The organism is Streptomyces sp. RLA131 (assembly GCF_056270125.1).
The window spans coordinates 7,956,204-7,976,331 of sequence record NZ_JBWDOQ010000002.1 but is presented as its reverse complement, the minus strand read 5'-3'; the positions used below and the strand labels follow the sequence as shown (position 1 = coordinate 7,976,331).

Sequence of the window (20,128 nt, the reverse complement as noted above, 5' to 3'; positions counted from 1 at the left end):
CCGCGGCATGTCCGGATGCGAGGCTCCGATGTCCTGCGGTACGGCCATGGCCCTCGCCCCGGGCCGCGTTCCACACGGTGGGTGCCGTTCGCAGGTCGAACGGAGCTCCGTCACGTCTGAGCCTACCCGGACCTGGAAGGGACCCGCATGACTCCGCACGACTACACCGACGGCGTCGCCCCGGAACTGATCGTCGTCCCCTGTGGCGCGCGCAAGCTGGACCACCGCGCCCGGGCGGCGGAGATGTACATCGGTTCCTACCACCGCGCGTGCCGAAGGGCCGCCGAGGCACTCCGACCGGATCGGCTCGTGATCCTCTCCGCCCGCTACGGTCTGCTCGACCTCGACGACGAGATCGAGCCCTACGACACGCCGCACGGCGCCGCCGGCACGGTGACCGCCCGGCTTCTTCGCGACCAGGCAGCGCGACGCGGCATTGCCGCCCTCGACCCCGTCATGGTCCTCGGCGGTGCCCGCCACGTCGCTCTCGCCAAGGCCGTGTGGCCGCGTGCCCTGACCCCGCTGAGCGGAACGCGGGGCATGGGCGAGCAGATCGCGCGACTCGCGGCGATGGCGCGCTCGGCGGACTGACAGACCGCTTCCCGCCCGGCCGGGCAGGATCACGATCCCGTCCCGAGTCCTGATGTGAGGGTGTTGTGGCGCCTGCTGCTGTAGGGCGGGGACCAACGGCCGCCATAGCCTCATGACGACAACGGGCCGACGGACCTGGCCGCGACCCGCGATCTGTTGGGGTTGGGCCGCCCGGCCGGCCGGTTCACGACGGTGATTCCCAAGACCAGGAAAGAGGCGTTCCACGCCGTGACACCCCACCCCAGCAGTGCCCGAGCCGTCCCGACCGAGGACGACATGGGCCCGGGGCCCTCCGTTTTCGTTCATCCCCCGCTGCCCACGGCGACGGTGACAGGACGTCCGCTGCTCGGCCCCAGCTGGTTCGCGGCCGTCATGGGCACCGGCATCGTCGCCAACGCGGCGGTCACCCTGCCCCGGAGCTTTGCCGGGCTGCGGGCCGCCGCCACGGTGGTCTGGCTGGGGGCCGGCCTGCTGCTCGTCGTACTGACGGCCGGCTACGTCCGGCAGCGGGCGCTGCGGCTGCACGCCGCCGATCCGACGCAGGTCCAGTTCTTCGGCGCGCCGGCCGTGGCGCTGCTCACGGTGGGCGCCGGGGCGCTGCAACTCGGTGGACCGGTGATCGGGGCACGGGCCGCGCTGGACGTGGACTGGGCGCTGTGGTCGCTCGGTACCGCACTCGGTCTTGCCACGGCCTGTACGGTGCCGTACCTGATGGTCACCCGGCACCGCTTCGCGCCGGACGCGGCGTTCGGTGGCTGGCTGATGCCGGTGGTTCCGCCGTTGGTCTCGGCCACGACGGGCGCGCTGCTGGTCCCGCACATGCCTGCCGGGCAGCCGCGACTGGCCCTGCTGCTGGGCTGTTACGCGATGTTCGGGCTCGGCCTGGTGGCGGCAATGCTGGTGCTGGCCATGGTCTACAGCCGCCTGGTGCACCATGACGCGCCCACTGGTGCGATGGTGCCCACGGTGTGGATCGGCCTGGGGGCGCTGGGTCAGATCGTGACGGGGCTGGGCGTGCTGGCCACGGCGGCGCCTAGCGCGCTGCCGGCGCCGTACGGGCACGGCGCGGCGGTCTTCGCGCTGCTGGGCGGAGTCGGGGTGTGGGGCTTCGCGATGCTGTGGCTGGCACTCGCCACGGCGCTGACCGTACGGGAGTTCCGAGCGGGGCTCCCCTTCGCGGCCACCTGGTGGTCCTTCATCTTCCCCCTCGGCGCCTGCGTCACCGGCACCGGCGCCCTCGCTGCCCGTACCGGTTCGACGCTGTTCGTCTGGACTGCCGTGGTCCTCTACGCGCTGCTCGTCGCCGCCTGGGCCGTGGTGGCGTACCGCTCACTGCGCCACGCCGCCGCGCACACGGGCGGGCGGGCGAGCCGGGCGAGCCGGGCGTGATCCATCGTTCGGCGATAGACTTGACGGGAATCTCCGCGCCCGCCGCTCTCTCCTGAGGGCTGTCCGGGACAGCCCTCAGGATGAGCACTTCGACCGCAGCGGCCAGAATTCGGCAATGTCGCTCCGGGTTGTGCCGCTCCCAGCGCGCATTGTGACCCGGCGACATTCGACGAGCGTATCGAGCCGAAGGTCCGCGAGTGATCGGTAGGCGGTCGTCGCACGATTGTCATCGTGAGGGAGTCAGTCCCCATGGACCTCAACACCATCACCGAAGTCGTCCGGCGACCGTCCGATCAGCCAGGCACGGACTGGCGCGAAGGTGACGCCTGGCTCGCAGGCGGAACGTGGCTGTATTCCGAGCAGCAGCTCAGTACGCGCCGTCTGGTCGACCTGACGGCATTGCGCTGGGATTCCCTCGTCCCGAGCGAATCGGGCCTCGAAATCGGCGCGACATGCACGATTCGCGAGCTGTATGTCTTCGGGCTGCCAGGTGACTGGATCGCGGGCACTCTTTTCGCGGAAAGCTGCGAAGCGTTCCTGTCCTCGTTCAAAGTCTGGAACTCGGCGACCGTCGGCGGCAATATCTGCATGTCTCTGCCTGCCGGCCCGATGATCACGCTGACGGTCGCACTTGAGGCACAGTACGAACTGTGGGCTCCTGACGGGTCCGCACGCACTGCCGATGCCCTCGACTTCGTGACCGGCAACAACCGGAACATTCTGGCTCCCGGGGAGATTCTGCGGCGCATCGACATTCCGGCGCGCGCCCTGAGGAAGCGCACCGCGCACCGGCGCTTCGCCCTGACCCGGCTCGGCCGTTCGACGGTATTCCTCATCGGTACTCGGACTCCAGGAATGAACGACCTGTCGCTCACCGTCACAGCCGGTACCACACGGCCGGTGCGCATCGCTTTCGACACCATGCCCGATGCCCGAACTCTTCAGCAGAGCATCGACGTCATCCCCTCAGGCGTCTGGTTCGCCGATCCGAACGGAACCCCCGACCACCGTCGCCATCTGACAAGGCACTTCGCCGAGGAGATTCGCCGCGAACTCATGGACGGGGGCACGGTATGACGTACGTCGTGAACGGCAGGAGCTTCGACGAAGAACCGGACCCCGGCCAGTGCCTGCGCACCTTCCTTCGCTCACTCGGCCACTTCGGCGTCAAAAAGGGTTGTGACGCGGGCGATTGCGGCGCGTGCACGGTGTGGTTGGACGGCAGTCCGGTACACAGCTGCATCACCCCTGCCTTCCGCGCGGACGGTCACGAGGTGACGACGATCGAGGGCATCGGATCGCCCGGCAACCTGCATCCGATGCAGCGGCGGTTCCGCGACGCCCCGGGGTTCCAGTGCGGCTTCTGCACCGCAGGGATGATCATGACGTCGGCGACGTTCACGCAGGCCCAGAAAGAGGACCTGCCGCGGGCGTTGAAGGGCAACCTCTGCCGCTGCACCGGCTATCGGGTGATCGAGGACGCCGTGAAGGGCGTCACCGGCGTGGAGACCGCCGCGCCGGGAAAGGCCGTCGGGACGAGCGTCGGCGCGCCGGCGGCCAACGACGTGGTGACCGGTCGCGCCGAGTTCACCATGGACACCCACATCGACGGCATGCTGCACCTCAAGGTGCTGCACTCACCACACGCGCACGCCCGGATCGTCTCGATCGACAAGACCGCGGCACTCGCCGTTCCCGGCGTCCATCGAGTCTACACCTGGGAAGACGTACCGCGCAAACGCTTCACCACGGCGATCCACACCGATCATCTCGTCGATGCCGACGACACCTTCATCCTCGACAACACGGTCCGTTTCGTCGGCCAGCGCGTCGTCGCGGTCCTGGCCGACACGGTCGGGGCGGCGGAGGAGGGCTGCCGAAAGGTCGTCGTGGAGTACGAGCGAATACCGGCCGTGTTCGACCCCGAAGAGGCCATGGCCGAGGGGGCACCACAACTGCACGGTGCGCACGATCCGTTCGTCCGCGATCCCGTGCACAACATCCTGCTCGAAATCCACTCACACATAGGCGATGTCGACGCGGGGTTCGCCGAAGCCGACGTGATCCACGAAGGCACGTACTCCTCACCGCGAGTTCAGCACGCACATCTGGAAACCCACGGCTCGATCGCCTGGATGGAGAACGGTCGGCTGAACGTCCGCACCAGTTCACAGTCGCCGTCGATCGGGAAAGTCAAACTCGCATATCTTTTCGGGCTGCGCCCGGACCAGCTCCGGGTGTTCTGCAAACGCGTCGGCGGCGGTTTCGGTGGCAAACAGGAAGTGATATCGGAGGATCTGGTCGCACTCGCGACCCTGGACACCGGGCGGCCGGTCTGCTTCGAATACACCCGCGAGGAGGAGTTCACAACGGCTTCGCCACGGCATCCGATGACATTGACGGTCAAGCTCGGCGCGAAGGCCGACGGAACGCTCACGGCGTTCCAGGTCCGCAATGTGTCGAACACGGGCGCCTACGGAAACCACGGCGGCGAAACGCTGTACGCGGGCGGTGCCGCCGTCATGATCTACCGCTGCCCCAACAAGAAGTACGACGCGTTCTCCGTCTACACGAACACCGTTCCGAGCGGGGCACTGCGCGGTTACGGGATGACACAACCGGCCTTCGCCGTGGAATCGGCGATGCACGAACTGGCACTCGCACTGCATCTCGATCCGCTCGAACTGCGACGACGCAACATCGTGCGACCGGGTGATCCGCTCGTCGCCATGGATGACGGCCCCGACGACGTGATATTCACCGAGGACGGACTCGGCAAGTGCATTGATCTGGTGGACCACGCCATGGCCCGTACGGCCCATGAGCAGTCCCCCGGTCCCGGGTGGCTCGTCGGGACCGGCGTCGCGAGTTCACTGCACGAGACCGCACCCCCGACCGAACACGTCTCCGAGGCCTGGGTCACGCTCGGCGACGACCTCATATACGAGTTGGCCGTCGGAACCGTCGAATTCGGCGAGGGTACGTCGACCGCGCATGTCCAGATCGCGGCCAACCAGCTGGGCACGACGCCGTCGCGAATTCGGCTGGTGCAATCCGACACCGACCGCACGGGATTCGACACCGGCGCCTTCGCGAGCGCGGGCCTTTTCGTGTCGGGCAACGCGGTACTCCGAGCGGCCAACGCCGTACGCGACCGCATCCTGGAATTCGCCGCCGCACACACGGGTATCCATGTCGTGATGTGCACGATGGACGACAGCGGTGTCGTCTGCGGCGACCACCGCCTGTCGTTGGCCGAACTCGTCGCCCTGGCCCGGGCGCGCGGAATTCGATTCACCGCCGCCCGCAAGGCCTACGGCTCACCCCGAAGCGTGACCTCCAATACGCAGGGCTTCCGAATCGCCGTCCATCGGGTGACGGGTGAGATCCGCATCCTTTACAGCGTCCAGGCGACCGACGCCGCCGTGGTCATCAACCCCGCGCAGGTCCGGGGACAGGTGGAAGGCGGTGTCGCCCAGGGAATCGGCTTCACACTGACCGAGAACCACCTCGTCGACGCGGACGGGGTCATGGTCAACCCGAACTTCCGCAACTACCGCATCCCCACCTACGCCGATATCCCCCGCACCGATCTGCTCCTGGTGGAGTCGACGGATTCCGTCGGGCCCATGCGGTCGAAGGGAATGGCGGAATGCTGCATCAACCCGGTGGCCCCCGCGTTGGCGAACGCGCTCCACGACGCGACGGGCGTCCGCTACCGCGCGCTGCCCCTGACCCCGGAACGGATCTACAGCCGGCTCAACGAGAACCAGTCGGTACCGACGCCCTGAGACGGCCGCCGGTGTGCAACACGACGGGGCCGCTATCCGGCGAATGTCTGGGTGCCGAGGACGGCGAGGAGCGCGAGTCGCTCGGCGTCCTGGGTGCCGGGCTCGGCCGTGTAGATCATGACGCGCAGGTCGCTGCCCGCGACGCTGAGCACGTCGCAGTCCAGCGTCAAGGGTCCCGACTGCGGGTGATCGACGGTCTTGCGCGACGCCGCGTGCCGGCCCACCGCTCCGGAATCCCACAGCTCGGCGAACCGGTCACTGTTCGCGCGCAGCTCCGCGACCAGCCGCCGCAGCCGCTGGTCCGCCGGATACCGGCTCGCCGTCGTACGCAGTTCGGAGACCTGCGCGGCCTCAAGCGCGCGCCGGGACCGCGGTGTGTGGCGGACGCGGCTGCCCGAGCCGAGGAAGTTGCGCCACACCGCGTTGCGGTCGTTGCCGCGGTACTGACCCATCAGCGCCGTGTACAGCGGGTTGGCCAGCAGCAGCGTCCACGTCGCGTCGCTGACCGCGACGGGCGTCCCGGTCAGCCTGTCCAGCATCCGCTGAACGCTCGGCGGGATGTACGCGGGCACCGTGCCCTGCCCCGGCGGCACGAGCCCGGCGACGTGGAACAGATGCTCGCGCTCGGCCCCGGACAGGCGCAGGGCCCGGCCCAGTGCCTCGACGACCTGTTCCGACGGGTTGGTCGCCCGGCCCTGTTCGAGGCGGGTCACGTAGTCGACGGAGATCCCGGCCAGCAGGGCGAGTTCCTCACGGCGCAGCCCGGCCGCGCGCCGATGCCCGCCGACGGGCAGCCCGGCCGCCTCGGGGGACACCCGGTCCCGCCAGCGCCGCACCATGTGCCCGAACTCCGTGATCGCCATGACACCACTGTGCACTGCCCCGCCCGGATTCTTCCTGGTACTGACAGTCCCAGGAAGACGGGACGCCTGGCTGACCGCGCGGCCCCGCCGCATCGTGGAGGCATGACAGCGACACTGATCACGGGAGCGAACAAGGGTCTCGGGTTCGAGACCGCCCGCCGGCTCATCGCGGCGGGCCACACCGTCTACATCGGAAGCCGGGACGCCGAACGCGGGCGCGGGGCCGCCGAGCGGCTGGGCGCGCGGGTGGTCCGGCTCGACGTCACCGACGACGCGTCGGTGGAGGCCGCGGTGCGGTCCGTCGAGGCCGGCGGAGGGCTGGACGTACTGGTCAGCAACGCCGGCATCGAGGAGCGCGGCGACAGCAACGGCGTGATCGGCCCCGCGGACGTGACCGCCGACGTGATGCGGAGGACGTTCGAGACGAACGTCTTCGGCACGGTGCGGGTCATCCACGCGTTTCTCCCGCTGCTGATGCGTTCCGCCGCCCCGGTCGTGGTCAACGTCAGCAGCGGACTGGCCTCGCTGACCGAGGTCAGCACCCCGGGCACCCCGAGGTACGCCTACCCGGGCGTGGCTTACCCGGCGTCGAAGAGCGCGGTCAACATGATCACCGTGCAGTACGCGAAGGCGTTCCCGAACATGCGGATCAACGCGGTGGAGCCCGGCTTCACCAAGACCGACCTCAACGGGAACACCGGCGTCCAGACCGTCGAGCAGGGCGCCGAGATCATCGTGCGGATGGCCCGGGTGGGCCCCGACGGCCCCACCGGGGGCTACTTCGACGCCGAGGGCACCCTCCCCTGGTAGTCCCGACCGACAGGGCCGGTTGACGTGCAGTCCGAGTCCGCGGAACTGGCCGGGATTGGAAGACGCGACAGACGCGACAGGCGCGTCAGGCGCGTCGAGCGCATCAGGCGCGTCAAGACGGCAGATGAGCCGCAGAGCCGGCAGCCTGTCCGGCGGACCGGGCTCCAGATCGGCGGACGCCTCACCGGCCTGGCCGCCGCAGACCACCAGAACTTCCGGTCGCGGCGGGGGCCGACCCCGCGGGGGCGCCGTCCGGGCCATCATGTCCAGGGCCGTGCGCAGTCGTTGCGGAGGCGGAGACGGAGCGACCGTCAGTTCGGTTGCCGCCGCGAGCCGTCGCCACTGGTCGGGCGTGAACACCTCGGCGCGCCGGTCCTCCGCCATCGCCGGCAGCACGCGCGTCTGCGACCGCCGGGTAGGCCGAGATGTCCAGGGTAGGGAACGAGGAGTTCGCCGGCTACGACAGGGGCCAGCACATTCCCGATCCCATGGTCCGCCGGAGCCGTCTCCCGGCGCCGGCGGCCCGGCCATGAGTCACCGTGGCCGGCCACCATCCCCACGGCCGGGATGCGGCCGTGGGGCGAAACAGATGGCCGGATCGATCAGGAATCGAGAAGCGCGGGCCAGGGCCCGCACCTAGCCTGATCGTCATGGACATCACCATTCACACAAGCTTTCTCCCGCATGACGACCCGGACGCGTCCCTGGCGTTCTACCGCGACGCCCTCGGCTTCGAGGTCCGCAGCGACGTCGGACAGGGCAAGATGCGCTGGATCACGGTCGGCCCCGTCGGCCAGCCCGGCACGTCCATCCTCCTGGCGCCGCCGGCCGCCGACCCCGGGGTCACCGAGGACGAGCGCCGCACCATCGTCGAGATGATGGCCAAGGGCACCTACGGCTGGATCCTGCTGGCCACCCGGGACCTCGACGGCACGTTCGAGAAGGTGCAGGCCGGCGACGCCGAGGTCGTCCAGGAGCCGACCGAGCAGCCGTACGGCATCCGCGACTGCGCCTTCCGCGATCCCGCGGGCAACCTGATCCGCATCCAGGAACTGCGTTGAGCATCCGGTCATCGTTCGCCGAGCCGTCCACCGACCTGAGGAGTTCTCTCATGTGTCACCCCTCGTGGGCGCGCGCACGCACCGCGGCGCAGCGCCTGAGCGACCTCGCGCGACTGCGCCGCGTCCGCGACCGGATCGACCGGGAGTACGCGGAGCCGCTGAACGTCGAGGCGCTCGCCCGCGGCGTGAACATGTCCGCCGGGCACCTCAGCCGCCAGTTCCGGCTGGCGTACGGCGAGTCGCCGTACACGTACCTGATGACGCGTCGCATCGAGCGCGCGACGGCACTGCTGCGTCGTGGCGACCTCAACGTCACCGAGGTCTGCTTCGCGGTCGGCTGCTCGTCGCTGGGCACCTTCAGCACCCGCTTCACCGAGCTGGTCGGTATGCCGCCCAGCACCTACCGGCGCCGCGCGACGGGCGCCGCTGCGGGGATGCCGCCATGTGTGGCGAAACAGGTGACCAGACCGGTCAGGAATCAAGAAGCGCCGGTCGCCGAACCGCAACTAGCGTGATGGCCATGGCATCCATCGAATCCATCACCCTCGACGTGGCCGACCCCACGGCCGCCAACCACTTCTACACCGCCGCCTTCGGGCTGGACACGCAGATACGCCTGCGGGCCTCGGAGGCACCCACAACCGGCTTCCGTGGGTTCACGCTGTCGCTCACGGTGTCCCAGCCGGCCGACGTCAACAGCCTCATCGACGCGGCCCTCGACGCCGGCGCCACGTCGCTGAAGCCCGCCTCGAAGTCGCTCTGGGGCTACGGCGGTGTCGTACAAGCCCCGGACGGCACGATCTGGAAGGTCGCGACCTCGGCGAAGAAGGACACCGGCCCCGCCACCCGCCGGTTCGACGAGATCGTGCTCCTGCTGGGAGTCGCGGACATGACCGCGAGCAAGCGCTTCTACGTCGACCAGGGCCTTACCGTCGCGAAGAGCTTCGGCCGCGTGTACGTCGAGTTCGCCGCCGGGCCGGGTCCAGTCAAGCTGGCGCTGTACCGGCGCCGAGCCCTCGCCAAGGACGCCGGCGTCTCCCCCGACGGCACCGGATCGCACCGGCTCGTGATCGGTGGCGACGCCGGGCCTTTCACCGACCCGGACGGGTTCGCATGGGAGGCCGTATCGCCGGTACCCACGCCCTGACGTGCCACCGCAGCCTGCCCCGGCCGGGCGCCGGCTGATACGCACAGAGGAAGGGCTCCGCAGGAGTGACTGCAGGAAGTGACTGGAGGAAGTCGCGGGGACGTGACCTCATGTGTGACGTCCGCCGGCTCGGCTGACCGCCGCTGGGGAACACGCCCGCCTCACCCCGGCGCGCGACGCGGCCAGGCACTCGCCCTCTGCATCTCCTGCTCGTGAACGTCGATGCGATAGGGACGCAGGCCACGCCTTTGGTAGTTGCGCAGCGCATTGGGGTGGTCATGCGTACAGGTGTGCAGCCACAGGCGGCGTACCGATTCGGCGTCGACGGGCTCGGTCGCCCACGCTTGTTGAAGCGCGAGCGTCAGGGCATACCCTCCGAGGCCCTTGCCCACGCAGTCCGGTAGCAGCCCGAAGGCAGTGATCTCCACGTCCCCGCCTGGCTGCGGTTCCAGGTAAGCCACTCCCGCAGTTTCGCGCTCGTGAGTGATGAGCCAGTACTGGCGCAGCGGACGTGCCTGGATCGTGGTTTCCCATTCGGCTTCCGTACGGGAGGCGCTACGCCACCCGTACGGCTCCCCGACCCGAGCCTGGGTGCTGCGCACCAGCGGCGAGGAGCTGTCGATCCGGAGCAGGCCGAGAGCTGGCACGACCGGAGCCGGACATAGCTCATCCGGGACGGTCATCTCCAAATACGTCGTGATGCTCTTTCCCACCACGGCAGGCTATCGTCCGGGCTGCACGTATCGGCCCGAGCCTGCAGCGCAGTGACGATCTGCTGCCAGGTCCCGTCCCGCTGCCACCGCCGGAACAGGTCGTACACCCGACCCCACGGCTCGTGCCGCTCCGGCACATCCCGTCACGGCGTCCCGGTCCGTGTCCGCCACCGTATGCTGTCGATCAGCTGCCGCCTCGTCCATATCGGCGGGCGTCCCGGCTTCCTGCCCATGGGCAGCAGCGGCTCCAGGCGGGCCCACTGAGCATCCGTCAGGTCTTATGTCAACAGCCACGATCGGATCCTGCAGCTGACCACCCACGCCCGGTGCCGGCCCGGCTGGCCTGGCCGCTATCGTCGCCAGATGTCTGAAGCTCCCGAGAAATTCGATACCGCGATGACCGCCTGGCAAGCGTGGCAGGACGCCCCTTGGGGCCGGCTGCGCTACTCGATTGCCGAGGCGAATCTCGTCCGCCGTCTCGACAGCCTGAACGACGGGCCGTTGCGGATACTCGACCTCGCCGGCGGCGACGGCGGCGACGCCATTCGCCTCGCGGCCCGCGGGCACCATGTCACCATCGCCGACCACCCGCCCGCCATGCTCGCTGCGGCAGGCGCGCGGGCCGCCGCAGGCGGCCTGACCGAGTCGATCACCTGCGTCGAGGCTGACGTGACGGACCTCCCCGCCGATCTCGCCGCCGGAGATTTCGACGTCGTACTCTGCCACAACCTCCTCCCGTACATGGAGGACATCCCGAACGTAATTGCCTCGGCCCTCACCCCACTCAAGCCCGGGGGTCTGGTCTCCGTGATTGCGATCAACCGGCATTCGGCACCCTTGAACATCGCCGTCCGGCAGATGGATCCCGCCGCCGCACACGCCGCACTCGAAACCAACCAGGCCCGCACCGAGATGTTCGACTCAGCGCTGACGCTCCACACAGCCGAGGAGATCATCCCGATCATGCAGAATCTCGGCTGCCGGGACGTCAACCACTACGGGATCCGCAGCTTCTGCGACTACATCACTGACGACGCGCGCAAGTCCGACCCAGCTTTCTACGCTGATCTCGAACGCCTCGAACTTGCCACCACCGCGCGTCCGCCCTACATGCACACCGCCCGGCTCTTCCAGCTGACTGCCTGGAAGCAGGACAACTGATGTCGGACCAGCCGCCCCGGCTTGCGCGTATCGCGCGTCATCCGATGCTGCCCCAGGTGACTCTCCGGCCGCAAGGTTTCCTGTCCGGACCCTGATCTGGACCTGGCGTTCACTCGGAGGAACGTCCCTCACCTCTGCGGCCGCAGCAGGCGGCGAAGCAGTGCCGGGCCGCAGGCAGAAGCGGGGAGCCGGCGCAGAACGAGCGAGCGACCCGGAGGGCCGGGGGGCGGAGGTCAGTTGCTGTCGTGCCGGCCGCCCCCGGCCGGGCGGAAGCACGCCGTCACGGTCTTGCCGTGCCGCTGACACGTCATCCCCCACTCGTCGGCGAGCATCCGCACGATCGCCACTCCCCGGCCGGACTCCTCGCCCGTCTCCGGGTCACGCTGCCGCGGCAGCGTCGGATCCTCGTCGTGGACGCTCACATGGAGGCAGTCGCCGTCCCAGGCGAGAACCAGATGCGCATCGCTGCGCGCGTGGAGATGAGCATTGGTGAGCAGCTCGGACACGGTCAGGACGACAGCGTCCACCGTATCCGGCTCAGCAGCCGCCCATGGCAGGGACTCCACATGCTCGCGCGTCCACTGCCGCCCCGCGCGCACCCCACCCGTCACGGAGAACGAGTGCGCCCAGCCCTTCGCCTTGACCGTCACCGAACTCTCCAGTCCCTCCGCCCGCATCCACTCCTACACCGGACCATCTACCCAGCGCCCGCCTCCGCAGGCCTGAGCTCTCCGCTTTGGCCCCGCCGCCCGGTGATGAGCATCCTCGCGGGCGAAACATCTGAAATCCTTGGATCCCCGCAGCACGAGGAGACACCTCAGATGGCAACCACCGACGTCAGCTACGCCGTCACCGGCGCCTCCGGCCGCCTGGGCGGGCGCGTCGCCCGCCGTCTGGCCGCCGCCGGTACCCGACAGACGCTGCTGGCCCGCACCCCCGAGCGGGCGCCCGATCTGCCCGGTGCCACCGTCGTCGCCGGCGCGTACGACGACCGTGACGCCGTCGTACGGGGCCTGCGCGGCATCGACCGTGTGCTGATGGTCTCCGGATCCGAGGCGCCCGACCGGCTGGAGCAGCACCGCGCCTTCATCGACGCCGCCGCCGAGGCGGGCGTCGGGCATCTGGTGTACATCTCCTTCTACGGGGCCGCCCCGGAGGCGACCTTCACCCTGGCGCGCGACCACTGGCACACCGAGCAGCACATCCGCTCAAGTGGGCTGAACCACACCTTCCTGCGGGACAACCTCTACGCCGACTTCATGCCCGCCCTCGTCGGTGACGACGGCGTCATCCGCGGCCCGGGCGGCACCGGGCGTGCCGCCGTCGTGGCCCAGGACGACATCGCCGACGCCGCCACCGCGGTCCTCACCCATGCCGACGAGCACTCCGGCGCCGCCTACGACCTCACCGGGCCCCAGGACCACAGCCTCGCCGGCATCGCCGCCGTACTGACCGAAGTGACCGGCCGTACCGTCACCTACCACCTCGAGACCGTCGAAGAGGCCTACCGCTCCCGCGCCTCCTACGGCGCTCCCGACTGGCAGCTGGACGCCTGGGTCTCCACCTACAGCGCCATCGCCGCGGGCGAACTCGAAGGCGTCACCGACGCCGTCTCTCGCCTCACCGGCCGACCCGCCACCTCCCTCGCCGACACCATTCGCGGCTACCGGTCCTGATCGAAGGCGTGGGGACGCAACCTCTCGTCAGACGAGGACCTTGAGCAGCCGCTCCGCCAGGACGGCGGCCGAAGCGGGGTTCTGCCCGGTGTAGAGATTGCGGTCCACCACCGAATACGGCTTCCACATCTCGCCCCGGGTGAACTCGACTCCGAGGATGTTCAGTTCGTCCTCCAGCAGCCACCGGGCCCTGCCTGCGAGTCCGACGGCTTCCTCCTCGTCGTTGGTGAAGGCCGTGACCCGGTAGCCGGCGAAGGGGGATACGCCGTGGATCCTGGTGGCCAGCATCGCGGCCGGGGCGTGGCAGACCACGGCGAGGGGCTTGCCCGAGGCGAGCGCGGCGGTCAGCAGCCGGCCCGCGTCGGCGTCGACGCACAGGTCCTCCATCGGACCGTGGCCGCCGGGGAAGTAGACGGCGTCGTAGTCCTCCAGGCGGGCGACCGCCAGCGGGATCGGCCGCCGCATCTCCTCCGCCGAGCGGATGATCGCCTCCAGGTCGAGGGCGATCTGCGCGCTGCCCGCCATATCGGGACGCAGGCTCATCATGTCCACGTTGGGAACCGCCGCGTCGGGGGTGGCGACGACGACCTGGTGGCCGGCTTCGGTGAGCGCCTTGTACGGGGCCGCGAACTCCTCGGCCCAGTAGCCGGTCGCGTATCTGGTGCCGTCCTTGAGTGTCCAATACGTCGTTCCGGTCATCACGAACAGTAGCTTCGCCAATTTCAGACCGCCTCCTCGTCTCCGCCCGACACAGCCGGGGACAACTTGCACTATTCGATACCTTATGTCCTTATTTGAGCGAGTGCAGGCGGCGCTGCGCGTCCAGGCTCTCCAGCAGGCGGAGCCAGACCTCGCCGACGGTGGGGTAGCTGGGAACGACGTGCCACAGCTGCGACACGGTCATACGCCCCACGATGGCCGTGGTGGCCGAATGAACCAGTTCGACGGTGCCGTCGCCGACGAACGTCGCGCCCACCACCGTGTCCGTCGCGGAGTCGATGACCAGCTTGGCCCGGCCGGCGTAGCCCTCCCGCAGAACGTAGGTGCCGGCCAGCGCCGCCATGTCGTACTCGACCGTCTCCACGTCGAGGCCCGCGGTGACGGCCTGACGCTCGGTCATGCCCGCCGAGCCGACCTCGGGAACGGTGAAGACCACCTGGGGCAGCGCACGGTGCCCCTCGTAGGTACTGAAGCGGCTGAGACGGTCACGAGAGGGCTGCCGGCCCGACGCGCGTGCCGCGATGACTTCACCGGCGACGCGCGCCTGGTACTTGCCCATGTGGGTGAGCAGCGCGCGACCGCACACATCACCGACGGCGTACAGCCACTGGCCGCTCGCCGCGCTGACGCTCTGGTCGTCGTCCACGTGCAGATACCCGCCGTCCGCCAGACCGACCGAGGCCAGTCCGATGTCGTCGGTGTGGGGCCTTCGGCCGGTGGCGACGAAGATCTCATCGGCGTGCAGCACGCCGCCGTCACTCAAGCGCACGGTGACCTCACCGCCGTGGATGACGCCGGTCCCGGTGTCGCGGGCGTCGACGCGGCTCACCTCGACCGGACTGCGGCCGCCGAGCAGACGTACACCTGCGGACCGCAGCCGATCGGCGACGAGGCGGCCGGCGAAAGGCTCCTGCTGTGAGAGCAGTTCGCTGCGGTACAGCAGCGTCACCTCGGCGCCCAGACCGCGCAGCCAGGTCGCCGCCTCGCACGCGGTGACCCCGCCGCCCACGATGACGACGCGCTGCGGGACCTGGTGGAGGTTGGTGGAGTCCCGCGAGGTCCACGGCTGCGCCTCGGACAGACCGGCGACCGGCGGGATCGCCGGCGAGGAACCCGTGTCCACCACCACCGCATGACGGGCGGTCAGGGTCCTTACCGCGCCGGAGTCGCCGGTCACCGTCACCACGCGCTCCCCCGCGAGCCGTCCGTACCCGCGGACCACATCGATGTCGGTGCCGAGCGCCCACTGCACCTGGGAGGCGTCGCTGAGGTGGTTGACGATGCCGTCACGGTGCGCCAGCACCGCGGGAACGTCGAGTTCGGCGCCTTTGACCACGGAGGCCACGCCCGGCACATGACGGGCGGAGTCCAGTACCTCGACGGGGCGCAGCAGGCCCTTGCTCGGCATGCACGCCCAGTAGGAGCACTCGCCGCCGAGCAGCCCGGCTTCGACGATCACCGCCTCCAGGGGCGAGTTCTGCGTCGCGTACTGTGCCGCGTTCTCCCCCGCGGCGCCGCCTCCCAGGACGATGACGTCCCACTCCGAACGCTCCGGATCTACTGACGCGGCCATGTGACCCACTCTCGTCGGCCGGTTCCTGCCCCAGGAGTCAGTGGTGCCCCCGGGCACTGCCGCTCGGGGTCATCGGGGCAGTCAGCGACGCACGCCGACCGGCGTGCGAACCGGGCGGGAGCAGGAACACAGCACTTACGATGCTCGGCTCACAGACCGCGGGCCGCAAGTCGAGCCGCTCCCGTCCGGGGCTGTCCGCGCGCGCCGGAATCGCACGGCGGCCCTCGGTCAGGCGGCGGTCCCGGCGGCGGCGAGCATGTCGAGGGAGACCTGCCACAGGCGTGCTGCCGTCCGCGCGTCGAGGGCGTGGGCGGCCACGCCGCGACGGATGCCCGGCTGGAGAGGACCGGCCTCGTTGCAGTCCTCGAAGTACCGGCCGGTGACGCCCTCGACCAGCGGGGATGCCGCGAGCAGCACGGAGGTGGCGGCGCCCTGTTCGACGTTCTTCACCGACACGCCGACGCTCCGGCCGGGCTCGAAGGAGGCCGGGGCGTTGACGGGCGACCCGATGTGCCGGGCCAGGCCGGTGTCGGCGATCCGGCCGGGGTTGAGGGCGTTGACGCTGATGCCGTCGCCGGCCCAGCGCTTGGCCGCCTCGACCGCGAACAGGATGTTGGCCGTCTTGGACTGGCTGTAAGCGGCCCAGGGGTCGTACGGGTGGCGGTCGAAGCCGATGTCGTCGAAGAGGACTTCACCGTTGATGTGGCCGACCGAACTCACCACGACGACCCGCGCGTTGCCGGCAGCCCTGAGCGCCTGGCGCAGGCCGGTGGTGAGCGCGAAGTGGCCGAGGTGGTTGGTGGCGAACTGCAGCTCCCAGCCCTCCGGCGTACGGGTCTCGGGGGTGGCCATCACACCGGCGTTGTCGACCAGGATGTGCAGCGGGCCGTCCCAGGCGGCGGTGAAGGCCGCGACGGAGGCCTGGTCGCCGAGGTCCAGGTGGGCGACGAGCACCTGCTCGCTGCCGGTGGTGGCGGTGATGTCCTCGGCGGTGCGCCGGCCCGCGTCGAGGTCACGGACGGCGAGGGTCACCTCGGCGCCGGCGGCGGCCAGGGCGCGGGCGGTCTCCACACCGATGCCCGAGGAGCCGCCGGTGACGACCGCGCGGCGGCCGGTGAGGTCTACGCCCGTGACGACCTCCGCCGCTGTGGTCTGCGGGCCGAAGGGGGTGGTGACGCGTGCGCGCTCGGTCATGTGTTCGCCTTTCGGTGTGCCCCGCCGTCAGCGGCAGGGCCGGATGGTGTCTCCCGTCCAGGCAACCACTCGGAGCCGCTGGTCAGAGCGCTCGAAGGGGCACGGTCCGGCCGGGGGTCCGGCAGTACCCCTTTACGGCCGGAGCCGGTGCGGTGAGCGTCGTAGCGTGGAGGACATGGATGCTCACAGCTCTGCGGCGGGCGGGCGGACGACCGAACTCGGAGAGTTCCTGCGCACCCGCCGCGCGAAGATCTCCCCCGGTCAGGCCGGCCTGACGCCCGCGCCGACCACGCGCCGGGTGCCGGGGCTGCGCCGTGAGGAGGTCGCCCAGCTCGCCGGGGTCAGCGTCGACTACTACGTACGGCTGGAGCGCGGCCGCAAGGTCAACGTCTCCGAGGCCGTGCTCGACGCCGTCGCCCGCGCGCTGCAGCTGACCGGCGACGAGCGCGGCTACCTGTTCGCCGTGGCCCGGCCCGCCCGGACCAGGCCACGCCCGCTGCCGCCCCAGCGGGTACGCCCGGGTCTGTACCGGGTCCTGGAGACCCTGACCGAGGTCCCGGCCCTGGTCGTCGGTCGCCGCACCGACGTCCTCGCCGCCAACCGGCTGGCCCGCGCCCTCTACACCGACTTCGACGCCCTGCCCCGGCGTGAACGGAACATGACCCGTTTCATCTTCCTCGACAAGGCCGCCCGCACTCTCTACGACGACTGGGAGGGCACCGCCCGTACCAGCGTCGCCGCCCTGCACCTGTACGCCGGCCAGCACCCCCACGATCCGCAGCTCGCCGAACTCGTCGGCGAACTCTCCGTGCGCGACGCCGACTTCCGCGCCTGGTGGGCCGACCACGACATCCAGCGCCGGGTGTACGGCACCAAGCACTTCCACCATCCGCTGGTCGGCGACCTCAGCCTCGGCTACGAAGCCCTGTCCGTCACCGGCGATTCCGACCAGACACTGGGCATCTACACCGTCGAACCCGGCACCCCCTCCGAGCAGGCCCTGCGGCTGCTCGCCAGCTGGACCAGCGAGCCGGCCACCGCGCCCCGCCCCCACCCGTCGGCCTGACGGTGCTGTTCGCCGGCGCCGCCCGGATCCTCGGCGCCCCGCGCGCGGCGTTCACCCATCAGGGCCTGCGGGACGGGCTGATCGCCGCTCCCCCGGCGGGTCGGCCGGCGTCCGAGCGGCGCGGCCGACCACATTCGTACCTGGCCCCGCAGCCGACGCGTCCGGCCCTTCCGGCACCCGGCCGGACGCCCTACCGAACGGAGAAGGACCATGCGTGAGTTCCTGGTCGAGATCACCACCACCATCCCCGAGGGCACCGACCCGGCCGAGGTCGACCGCCGCCGCGCCGCCGAAGCCGTCCGGGCGAAGGAACTGGCCGCGACCGGCAATCTGGGGCGGCTGTGGCGCCCGGTCGGCGAACTGCGCAGCATCGGCCTGTGGCGCGCCGACGACGAGAGCGAGCTCCACGAGAAGGTGCTCGGCACGCTGCCGCTGCACGCGTGGATGACGTTCACCGTCACCGCCGTCGAGTCCCACCCCAACGACCCGGGCAAGGGCACCACCACGTGACGGCCGGACCGGTGAGCGGCCGGCCACCGGTGACTAGTCGACCGGTCGTACACTCACGGCATGGGACGGACCAGTGACGCCAGGGAAAAGATCCTCACCGCCGCACAGTCGCTGATCGAGCTGCGCGGCTACTCCGCGCTGGGCGTGGCCGAGATCTGCAAGACAGCGGGCGTACCCAAGGGCAGCTTCTACTACTTCTTCGAGTCCAAAGAGGTCCTCGCGCTGGCCGTGATCGACGAGCACTGGGCCGGCCAGCGCCGCGACTGGACCCGCGTCCTGCACGGCGACGCGCGGCCGCTGCAGCGGCTCAGGCAGCTGTTCGAGGAGACCGAGAAAGGTCAGCGCACCGGCCAGCAGAGCTGCGGCACGGTCTCGGGGTGCCTGTTCGGAAACCTCACCCTGGAGATGAGCAACCAGGCCCAGGCCGTCCGCACGCGCCTGCAGGAGATCTTCGAGGCCCAGGTCGAGATGGTCGACGCCGTCGTCACCGAGGCCCGGGAGCGGGGCGAGGTGACGGTCACCGACACCCGCGAGGCCGCCCGGTCCGTCGTCGCCCAGCTTGAGGGCCAGGTGCTCTTCGCCAAGCTCTACAACGACACCCGCGGCCTCGACACCCTCTGGGCGAACTGCCTGGCCCTCCTCGGCGCCGCCACCCACCAGGACGTGGCGGCCACCGTCTGACACCGGCCGGCCCGTGACCTCCCGGACGCCTCCCACCTGCGTGAGTCCGGTGCCGGACACCGGGGTTCGCCCGGCCTGCGGTCGCCGCGCACGACAGAGCCCGCCATGGTCTACTGGTTCTGAAGACCGTCCCCAGCATTACTCGGGAGGTCCACATGGGCACATATCGCGTTGCACAGGTCGCGGCCGTCGGCGAGCCGTTCGCAATCGTCGAGCGTGAGGTGGCGAAACCGGGCCCCGGTCATGTGCGGATCGCCGTGGACGCGTGCGGGATCTGCCACAGCGACGCGGGATTCGTCGACGCCGTGTTTCCGGGCGTGCGGTTTCCGTTGGTCCCCGGCCATGAGATCGCCGGACGCGTCGAGGAACTCGGCGAGGGAGCGTCCGACTACGGCTGGCAGACGGGCGACCGGGTGGCAGTCGGCTGGTTCGGCGGCAGCTGCGGCCACTGCACGCCCTGCAGGCAGGGCGACTTCGTGGTGTGCGTGAACCTGAAGGTCCCCGGATGGGCGTACGACGGCGGTTTCGCGGAGTCGGTCGTCGCGCCGGTCGACGCCCTGGCCCGGATCCCTGACGCGCTGGCCGCGACGGATGCGGGACCTCTGGCCTGTGCGGGCGTGACCACGTATCACGCGCTGCGGCGCAGCGCCGCACGGCCGGGCGACCTGGTCGGTGTGCTCGGCATCGGTGGCCTGGGCCACCTGGGGGTGCAGTACGCGGCCGCCATGGGCTTTGAGACCGTGGCCATCGCCCGCGGGGCCGACAAGGCGGACTTCGCCGAGCAGCTCGGCGCGCACCACTACATCGACAGCACGGCCGGCACCTCGGTCGCGGACTCGCTGCAGTCCCTCGGTGGCGCCAAGGTCGTCCTGGCCACCGCCGCCAACTCCGAAGCCATCACGGCGACCGTTGACGGGCTGTCGCACCGCGGCGAGCTGGTGGTCATCGGTGCGATTCCCGAGCCGCTGGCGATCAGCCCGTTCCAGCTGCTGCTGCAAGGCAGGAGCGTGCGCGGCCACCCGTCCGGTACCGCGCAGGACGTGCAGGACACCATGGAGTTCAGCGCGCTGAAGGGGATCCGCCCGATGACCGAGATCATGCCGCTGGACGAGGCCGACGCGGGCTACCGCAGGATGCTCTCGGGCGCCGCACGCTTCCGCATGGTGCTCACCGCCCGCTGAG

21 protein-coding genes are annotated in these 20,128 nt (G+C 70.1%); 14 read left to right on the top strand and 7 right to left on the bottom strand.

Annotated features, from left to right (window positions below; translation table 11 throughout):
- The first annotated feature begins 147 nt into the window (after positions 1-147).
- The 4 genes from RWE79_RS36980 (at position 148) to RWE79_RS36965 (ending at position 5,771) form a co-directional block, all read left to right on the top strand.
- The gene (locus tag RWE79_RS36980; RefSeq protein WP_475944806.1) at positions 148-591 is read left to right on the top strand and encodes a DUF6884 domain-containing protein; all 444 of its coding nucleotides are present in this window, start codon (positions 148-150) and stop codon (positions 589-591) included.
- Between the two features lie 327 nt (positions 592-918).
- The gene (locus tag RWE79_RS36975; protein WP_475944804.1) at positions 919-1,980 is read left to right on the top strand and encodes a TDT family transporter; all 1,062 of its coding nucleotides are present in this window, start codon (positions 919-921) and stop codon (positions 1,978-1,980) included.
- Positions 1,981-2,229: 249 nt separating this feature from the next.
- On the top strand, positions 2,230-3,057 hold the full coding sequence (locus tag RWE79_RS36970) for an FAD binding domain-containing protein (protein WP_475944802.1): 828 nt from the start codon (positions 2,230-2,232) through the stop codon (positions 3,055-3,057).
- Positions 3,054-5,771: a molybdopterin-dependent oxidoreductase gene (locus RWE79_RS36965; protein ID WP_475944800.1), complete on the top strand. Its 2,718-nt coding sequence runs from the start codon at positions 3,054-3,056 to the stop codon at positions 5,769-5,771. Before RWE79_RS36970 ends, RWE79_RS36965 begins: the two co-directional genes overlap by 4 nt.
- A 32-nt stretch (positions 5,772-5,803) precedes the next feature.
- Here the strand turns inward: RWE79_RS36965 and RWE79_RS36960 are convergent, their stop codons facing one another.
- Positions 5,804-6,634: a helix-turn-helix transcriptional regulator gene (locus RWE79_RS36960; protein ID WP_475944798.1), complete on the bottom strand. Its 831-nt coding sequence runs from the start codon at positions 6,632-6,634 to the stop codon at positions 5,804-5,806.
- A gap of 102 nt (positions 6,635-6,736) precedes the next feature.
- Here RWE79_RS36960 and RWE79_RS36955 point away from each other — a divergent pair, with 102 nt between their 5' ends.
- The 4 genes from RWE79_RS36955 to RWE79_RS36940 all read left to right on the top strand — a co-directional run bounded on the left by RWE79_RS36955 (position 6,737) and on the right by RWE79_RS36940 (position 9,652).
- A complete protein-coding gene (locus RWE79_RS36955; protein ID WP_475944796.1) occupies positions 6,737-7,444 on the top strand; it encodes an SDR family NAD(P)-dependent oxidoreductase in 708 nt (235 codons plus the stop codon).
- A 650-nt stretch (positions 7,445-8,094) separates the two neighbouring features.
- Complete coding sequence (locus tag RWE79_RS36950; protein ID WP_475944794.1) at positions 8,095-8,505, top strand: VOC family protein; 411 nt, start codon at positions 8,095-8,097, stop codon at positions 8,503-8,505.
- A 50-nt stretch (positions 8,506-8,555) separates the two neighbouring features.
- Complete coding sequence (locus RWE79_RS36945; RefSeq protein WP_475944792.1) at positions 8,556-9,020, top strand: helix-turn-helix transcriptional regulator; 465 nt, start codon at positions 8,556-8,558, stop codon at positions 9,018-9,020.
- A gap of 5 nt (positions 9,021-9,025) precedes the next feature.
- Positions 9,026-9,652 carry a glyoxalase gene (locus RWE79_RS36940; protein WP_475944790.1) on the top strand — a complete coding sequence of 209 codons (627 nt, stop codon included), beginning with the start codon at positions 9,026-9,028 and terminating at the stop codon, positions 9,650-9,652.
- Between the two features lie 161 nt (positions 9,653-9,813).
- Here RWE79_RS36940 and RWE79_RS36935 read toward each other — a convergent pair whose 3' ends face one another.
- Together RWE79_RS36935 and RWE79_RS36930 are read right to left on the bottom strand one after the other, a co-directional pair.
- The gene (locus RWE79_RS36935; protein WP_475944788.1) at positions 9,814-10,365 is read right to left on the bottom strand and encodes a GNAT family N-acetyltransferase; all 552 of its coding nucleotides are present in this window, start codon (positions 10,363-10,365) and stop codon (positions 9,814-9,816) included.
- Positions 10,366-10,508: 143 nt separating this feature from the next.
- A complete protein-coding gene (locus RWE79_RS36930) occupies positions 10,509-10,640 on the bottom strand; it encodes a transposase (protein WP_475946349.1) in 132 nt (43 codons plus the stop codon).
- 88 nt (positions 10,641-10,728) lie between these two features.
- On the opposite strand from RWE79_RS36930, the gene RWE79_RS36925 reads away from it, so the two are divergent.
- Positions 10,729-11,526: a class I SAM-dependent methyltransferase gene (locus RWE79_RS36925; RefSeq protein WP_475944786.1), complete on the top strand. Its 798-nt coding sequence runs from the start codon at positions 10,729-10,731 to the stop codon at positions 11,524-11,526.
- A gap of 233 nt (positions 11,527-11,759) precedes the next feature.
- Here the strand turns inward: RWE79_RS36925 and RWE79_RS36920 are convergent, their stop codons facing one another.
- Positions 11,760-12,176, bottom strand: coding sequence for an ATP-binding protein (locus RWE79_RS36920; protein ID WP_475946347.1), 417 nt, complete (start codon positions 12,174-12,176; stop codon positions 11,760-11,762).
- Between the two features lie 171 nt (positions 12,177-12,347).
- Between RWE79_RS36920 and RWE79_RS36915 the strand changes: the two genes are divergently transcribed.
- On the top strand, positions 12,348-13,202 hold the full coding sequence (locus tag RWE79_RS36915; protein ID WP_475944784.1) for an SDR family oxidoreductase: 855 nt from the start codon (positions 12,348-12,350) through the stop codon (positions 13,200-13,202).
- A 27-nt stretch (positions 13,203-13,229) separates the two neighbouring features.
- Here RWE79_RS36915 and RWE79_RS36910 read toward each other — a convergent pair whose 3' ends face one another.
- From RWE79_RS36910 to RWE79_RS36900, 3 genes are all read right to left on the bottom strand, one after another.
- Positions 13,230-13,922, bottom strand: a complete 693-nt coding sequence (locus tag RWE79_RS36910) for a type 1 glutamine amidotransferase domain-containing protein (protein ID WP_475944782.1) — start codon at positions 13,920-13,922, stop codon at positions 13,230-13,232.
- A gap of 70 nt (positions 13,923-13,992) precedes the next feature.
- Positions 13,993-15,495 (bottom strand): dihydrolipoyl dehydrogenase family protein, encoded by a 1,503-nt coding sequence (locus RWE79_RS36905; protein ID WP_475944780.1) that lies wholly within the window; start codon positions 15,493-15,495, stop codon positions 13,993-13,995.
- A gap of 228 nt (positions 15,496-15,723) precedes the next feature.
- Positions 15,724-16,689: an SDR family NAD(P)-dependent oxidoreductase gene (locus RWE79_RS36900; protein WP_475944778.1), complete on the bottom strand. Its 966-nt coding sequence runs from the start codon at positions 16,687-16,689 to the stop codon at positions 15,724-15,726.
- 175 nt (positions 16,690-16,864) lie between these two features.
- Between RWE79_RS36900 and RWE79_RS36895 the strand changes: the two genes are divergently transcribed.
- The 4 genes from RWE79_RS36895 (at position 16,865) to RWE79_RS36880 (ending at position 20,127) form a co-directional block, all read left to right on the top strand.
- Positions 16,865-17,755: a helix-turn-helix transcriptional regulator gene (locus RWE79_RS36895; protein ID WP_475944776.1), complete on the top strand. Its 891-nt coding sequence runs from the start codon at positions 16,865-16,867 to the stop codon at positions 17,753-17,755.
- Between the two features lie 210 nt (positions 17,756-17,965).
- Positions 17,966-18,265 carry a muconolactone Delta-isomerase family protein gene (locus RWE79_RS36890; protein WP_475944774.1) on the top strand — a complete coding sequence of 100 codons (300 nt, stop codon included), beginning with the start codon at positions 17,966-17,968 and terminating at the stop codon, positions 18,263-18,265.
- Between the two features lie 60 nt (positions 18,266-18,325).
- Positions 18,326-18,946, top strand: a complete 621-nt coding sequence (locus RWE79_RS36885; RefSeq protein WP_475944772.1) for a TetR/AcrR family transcriptional regulator — start codon at positions 18,326-18,328, stop codon at positions 18,944-18,946.
- Positions 18,947-19,101: 155 nt separating this feature from the next.
- Positions 19,102-20,127, top strand: coding sequence for an alcohol dehydrogenase catalytic domain-containing protein (locus RWE79_RS36880; protein WP_475944770.1), 1,026 nt, complete (start codon positions 19,102-19,104; stop codon positions 20,125-20,127).
- The last annotated feature ends 1 nt before the right edge of the window (position 20,128 follow it).